Source organism: Stenotrophomonas sp. HMWF003 (assembly GCF_003061285.1).
GTDB lineage: Bacteria > Pseudomonadota > Gammaproteobacteria > Xanthomonadales > Xanthomonadaceae > Stenotrophomonas > Stenotrophomonas maltophilia_AP.
The window spans coordinates 2,747-8,493 of record NZ_QAIW01000317.1 but is presented as its reverse complement, the minus strand read 5'-3'; the positions used below and the strand labels follow the sequence as shown (position 1 = coordinate 8,493).

5 protein-coding genes are annotated in these 5,747 nt (G+C 67.1%); 3 read left to right on the top strand and 2 right to left on the bottom strand.

Annotated elements, in window-relative coordinates; genetic code table 11:
• Both DBR34_RS12940 and DBR34_RS12935 read right to left on the bottom strand, forming a co-directional pair.
• The coding region (locus DBR34_RS12940; protein ID WP_258223897.1) for a malate dehydrogenase at nt 1-713 on the bottom strand (713 nt) is incomplete at its 3' end.
• Nucleotides 714-933: 220 nt separating this feature from the next.
• A complete protein-coding gene (locus tag DBR34_RS12935) occupies nt 934-1,425 on the bottom strand; it encodes a peptidylprolyl isomerase (RefSeq protein ID WP_038690243.1) in 492 nt (163 codons plus the stop codon).
• 359 nt (nt 1,426-1,784) lie between these two features.
• Here DBR34_RS12935 and typA point away from each other — a divergent pair, with 359 nt between their 5' ends.
• The 3 genes from typA to DBR34_RS12920 form a co-directional block, all read left to right on the top strand.
• The gene (gene typA, locus DBR34_RS12930; protein WP_128097090.1) at nt 1,785-3,632 is read left to right on the top strand and encodes a translational GTPase TypA; all 1,848 of its coding nucleotides are present in this window, start codon (nt 1,785-1,787) and stop codon (nt 3,630-3,632) included.
• A gap of 12 nt (nt 3,633-3,644) precedes the next feature.
• Nucleotides 3,645-4,130, top strand: a complete 486-nt coding sequence (locus DBR34_RS12925; RefSeq protein ID WP_128097089.1) for a DUF2127 domain-containing protein — start codon at nt 3,645-3,647, stop codon at nt 4,128-4,130.
• Nucleotides 4,131-4,186: 56 nt separating this feature from the next.
• The coding region (locus DBR34_RS12920) for an amidase (RefSeq protein ID WP_128097097.1) at nt 4,187-5,747 on the top strand (1,561 nt) is incomplete at its 3' end.

Below are 5,747 nucleotides of genomic sequence, written 5' to 3'. Positions count from 1 at the left end.
GAGCCACGGGCTTCGATGATCGCCGCGCCGCGCTTGCCCACGGTCGGGATGAAGGTGCCGGCGTTCCATTCCTGGTCGTTGATCGCATCGGCAACCGACGCACCATCGGCGGTGGCGAAACGGTAGTCCGGGTACATGGTCGGGCTGTGGTTGCCCCACACGACCAGCTTCTCGATGCCACCAACCGACTTGCCCAGCTTGGACGACAGCTGGCTCAGCGCGCGGTTGTGGTCCAGGCGCAGCATGGCGGTGAAGTTGCGCGGGTTCAGGTCCGGCGCCGACTTCATGGCGATGTAGGCGTTGGTGTTGGCCGGGTTGCCGACCACCAGCACCTTCACGTTGCGGCTGGCGACCTTGTTCAGCGCCGCGCCCTGCGCGGTGAAGATCTTGGCGTTTTCCAGCAGCAGGTCCTTGCGCTCCATGCCCGGGCCGCGCGGACGCGCGCCGACCAGCAGGGCGATGTCGGCATCCTTGAAGGCCACTTCGGCGTCATCGGTGCCGACCATGCCGGCCAGCAGCGGGAACGCGCAGTCTTCCAGTTCCATCATCACGCCGCGCAGCGCGGCCTGGGCCTTGTCCACCGGCAGCTCGAGCAGCTGCAGGATGACCGGCTGGTCCTTGCCCAGCATTTCGCCGGAGGCGATGCGGAACAGCAGGGCGTAGCCGATCTGGCCGGCGGCGCCGGTCACGGCAACACGAACAGGTGCTTTCATGGGGATTTCCTCTGCTAAGAAGCGTGGTACCGGCCGCTGGCCGGCTGTAGTGCCGGCCGCTGGCCGGCTGTAGTGCCGGCCGCTGGCCGGCTGAGTAGTGCCGGCCGCTGGCCGGCTGAGTAGCGGTGGAAGAAGGCCGCACGGGCGGGGACAGGCCTGGCGGGGCGGCCGGAACGTAGAAACGGCCCCCTTTGCAGGGGGCCGTTCGTGTTTTTCGGGATCAGGCCGGGATCAGCTTGTTCCACTCGGCCACGCGCTCGGCCTGGGCGGCCAGCACGGCGTCGGTGTCGCCTTCCAGGGTGATCGAATGGATCACGTCGCCCTGCTTGACCGAGTCAACGATGGCCTGGCCGTCCAGGACCTGGCCGAACACGGTGTGCTTGCCGTCCAGCCAGTCAGTCTTGATGTGGGTGATGAAGAACTGGCTGCCGTTGGTGTTCGGACCGGCATTGGCCATCGACAGCGAGCCCACCTGATGGCGCACGCCGTTCTTCTCGTCTTCAAACTTGTAACCCGGACCGCCGGTGCCCTGACCCTTCGGGCAGCCGCCCTGGATCATGAAGTCCGGGATCACGCGGTGGAAGACCAGGCCGTCATAGAAGCCGCGCTTGACCAGGTTGACGAAGTTGGCAACCGTCAGCGGGGCCTTGTCGGCGAACAGCTCGACCTTGATCGGGCCCTGGGTGGTGTCGAAAGTGGCGATGAGGGACATGCAAATCCTTGGGGTACGGGGGTTTGTCGTTAGCCCCATAGGATACACCTCGCGTCATCGCATTCGCGCTGCCGCCCCACGGTTCGCTGCGCAAACCGCAGGCCCCGTTTACCATCGTCCATACCCCCGCCGCTTCGCGGCCGCCCCCTGACTCAGGGGGCTTTCCCTCCGGGCCTGCCAACGGCCGCCCGCCGTGGCACGGCTTCCACACGATCGGACGTGGCAGGTCCGGCCCGCGAAGGTCGTTAGCTGAATGGGGATGCGGGGCACCCTGAAACGCACTTTTCGCGATTGGTCATCTTGGCCGTATAATGTTGGACTTCTTTTTCCAAATCCGGCGCCGACTGGCCCCCTTTCGCATGTCTATCGAAAATCTTCGCAACATCGCCATCGTCGCCCACGTCGACCACGGTAAGACCACCCTCGTCGACCAGCTGCTCAAGCAGTCCGGCACCCTCTCCGAGCGCACCGTGCTCGCCGAGCGCGTGATGGACAGCAATGACCAGGAAAAGGAACGCGGCATCACCATCCTGGCCAAGAACACGGCCATCACCTGGGAAGACAAGAAGACCGGTATCAAGAACCGGATCAACATCGTCGACACCCCGGGACACGCCGACTTCGGCGGCGAAGTGGAGCGCGTGCTGTCCATGGTGGACACCGTGCTGATCCTCGTCGACGCGATGGACGGCCCGATGCCGCAGACCCGCTTCGTCACCCAGAAGGCCTTCGCGATGGGCTTCAAGCCGATCGTCGTGGTCAACAAGGTCGACCGCCCGGGCTCGCGTCCGGATTGGGTGATCGACCAGGTCTTCGACCTGTTCGACAAGCTCGGCGCCACCAATGAACAGCTCGACTTCCCGATCGTCTACGCCTCGGCCCTGAACGGCTACGCCGGCCTGGAAGACACCGTGCGCGACGGCGACATGACCCCGCTGTACGAAGCGATCATGCAGCACGCGCCGAAGCCGGAAGTGGACCCGGACGGTCCGTTCCAGATGCGCATCAGCCAGCTGGACTACAACAACTTCGTGGGCGTGATCGGCATCGGTCGCATCCAGCGCGGTACCCTGAAGAAGAACATGCAGGTCGCGGTCATCGACCGTGAAGGCAAGAAGCGCAACGGCAAGGTCGCGCAGGTGCTGGGCTTCCTGGGCCTGGAGCGCATCGAGCAGGACACCGCCGAAGCCGGTGACATCGTGGCCATCTCCGGCATCGCCGAGCTGACCATCTCCGACACCCTGTGCCACCCGGACACCCCGGAAGCGCTGCCGGCCCTGACCGTCGACGAGCCGACCATCTCGATGACCTTCCAGGTCAACAACTCGCCGTTCGCCGGCAACAAGGACCTGTCCGGTGGCAAGTTCCTGACCAGCCGCCAGATCAAGGACCGTCTGGACCGCGAGCAGGTCCACAACGTGGCCCTGAAGGTCGAGCAGCTGGAAGACGCCGACAAGTTCCTGGTCTCCGGCCGTGGCGAACTGCACCTGTCGGTGCTGATCGAAAACATGCGTCGTGAAGGCTACGAGCTGGCCGTGTCGCGCCCGGAAGTGATCATCAAGCACATCGACGGCCAGGCCATGGAGCCGATCGAGCAGTTGGTGGTGGACATCGAAGAACAGCACCAGGGCGGCGTGATGGAAAAGCTGGGCACCCGCAAGGGCCAGCTGAAGAACATGGAGCCGGACGGCAAGGGCCGCGTGCGCTTGGAATACCAGATCCCGGCCCGTGGCCTGATCGGTTTCCAGAACGAGTTCAAGACCCTGACCCAGGGTTCGGGCCTGCTGTTCCACGTGTTCGACCATTACGGTCCGAAGGAACAGGGCGCCATCGCCAAGCGCCAGAACGGCGTGATGATCGCCAACGCTCCGGGTGCCACCCCGGCGTACTCCCTGGGGCCGCTGCAGGAACGCGGCAAGCTGTTCGCTGCTGAAGGCGACAACGTGTATGAAGGCCAGCTGGTCGGCATCCACTCCAAGGACAACGACCTGACCGTCAACGCCATCAAGACCAAGCCGCTGACCAACATGCGCGCTTCGGGCAAGGACGATGCGATCCAGCTGACCCCGGCGATCAAGTACTCGCTGGAACAGGCCCTGGACTTCATCGAAGACGACGAGCTGGTCGAGATCACCCCGAAGGAAATCCGCCTGCGCAAGAAGGGCCTGACCGAAAGCGACCGCAAGAAGGCATCGCGCGGCGGCTGATAGGACCCTGTCGTGACCGACAAGCCCTACAACCCGGATCCTCACAAGCATCCGGGGTTGCACCTGATCGCCTTGCTGGAAGCCAGCAAGGCGGTCCTGGCGCTGTTGGCGGCAACCGGGCTGGAAGTACTCGGCCCGCAGCCACTGCGCGACGCGGTCAATGCCCTGATCCGGCGCTTCAGCCTGGACCCGGATCACGGCACCCTGCCCTCGCTGCTCAACATGATCAATCCCGATGCGGTGCACCTGGCCGCGGTGGCCATGCTGGCCTACGGGGTGCTGCATCTTTTCGAGGCCTGGGGCCTCTGGCGCGCCAAGGCCTGGGCCTCCTGGCTGGGCTGCGTCACTGCCGGCATCTACCTGCCGTTCGATATCTACGCCATCATCCGCCACCCTGGCTGGGCCTCGTGGTCGGTGCTGGTGATCAACCTGATCGTGGTCGGCGTGCTCGCCCGCGATATCCGCAAGCGTCATCCCACGCCGACCGCCCCGCACTGAGTTGCCAAGCGTGGCACCGGCTGGTTAGCCTGAGCGCCGGTTTCCGGAACACCCTGATGCGTCTGCCGCTGACATCGATGGTGATGCTCGTGTCGCTGTGCGGCTGCGCGCCTGCGCCCGCCCCGGTCCATGCCAGCGAAGCGCACGCGGCCCCTGCCGTGCCGCCCCCCGACATCCCCTTCGCCTACGCCGAGACCGACATCGCCGATCTGCAGGCGCAGATGACCGCCGGTGCCCTGGACAGCGTCACCCTGACCCGCGCCTACCTGGAACGGATCGCCCGCCTTGACCGCGCCGGCCCGCGCCTCCACGCGGTGATCGAGCTCAATCCCGACGCCCTCAAGGACGCCGCTGCCCTGGATGCCGAACGCCGGCGCGGGCAACTGCGCGGTCCGCTGCACGGCATCCCCGTGCTGCTCAAGGACAACATCGGCGCGCGCCCGATGAGCAACAGCGCCGGCTCACTGGCGCTGGCGAAATTCCGCCCCGACGACGCCTTCCTGGTCACCCGCCTGCGCGCGGCCGGCGCGGTGGTGCTGGGCAAGACCAACCTCAGCGAGTGGGCCAATTTCCGCTCCAGCCAGTCGATTTCCGGCTGGAGCGCGCGCGGCGGCCAGACCCGCAATCCCTACCGGCTCAGCCACAACCCGTGCGGCTCCAGCAGCGGCAGCGCGGTGGCGGTGGCGGCCAACCTGGCGGCCGCCGCCGTGGGCACCGAAACCGACGGCAGCATCGTCTGCCCGGCGGCGATCAACGGTGTGGTCGGCCTCAAGCCTACCGTCGGGCTGATCAGCCGTGAGGGCATCATCCCGATCTCCTTCAGCCAGGACACCGCCGGGCCGATGACGCGCAGCGTCGCCGACGCCGCGGCCCTGCTGACCGCCATGGCCGGCCGCGACGACGCCGACCCGGCAACCGCGACCATGCCCGGACGCGCGGTCTACGACTACACCGCCCGATTGAACGCCGACAGCCTGCGCGGTGCGCGCATCGGGGTGCTGCAGGGCCCGCTGGACCAGCGCCCGGGAATCGCCCCGGCGCTGCAGCACGCGATCGGCGTGCTGCGCGAGGCCGGTGCCGTGGTGGTGCCGGTGCAGCTGCCCACCCAGGGCCAGTGGCAGGAGGCCGAGCGCATCGTGCTGCTGCATGAGTTCAAGGCCGGCCTGCAGCGCTACCTGACCCGCTACAACGCGCCGGTGCGCAGCCTGGACCAGGTGATCGCCTGGAACCGTGAGCACGCCGACAAGGAGCTGCTCCCGTTCGGCCAGGACCTGATGGACCAGGCCGCCGCGGTGGGCGGACTGGGCGACCCGACCTACATCGCCGCGCGCAGTCAGGCACGGCGCCTGGCCGGACCGGACGGCATCGACGCCGCGCTGCGCGCGCAGCGGCTGGACGCACTGATCGCCCCCACCACCGGCGTCGCCTGGCCAATCCGGGCCGGCGCGGGCGACGATTTCCCCGGCGAGAGCTACAGCGCCGCCGCGGTAGCCGGCTACCCCAGCCTGAGCGTGCCGATGGCGCACGTGGACGGCCTGCCGCTGGGCCTGCTGTTCATGGGCACGGCCTGGAGCGAGCCCCGCCTGATCGAACTGGCCTACGCCTACGAGCAGCGCA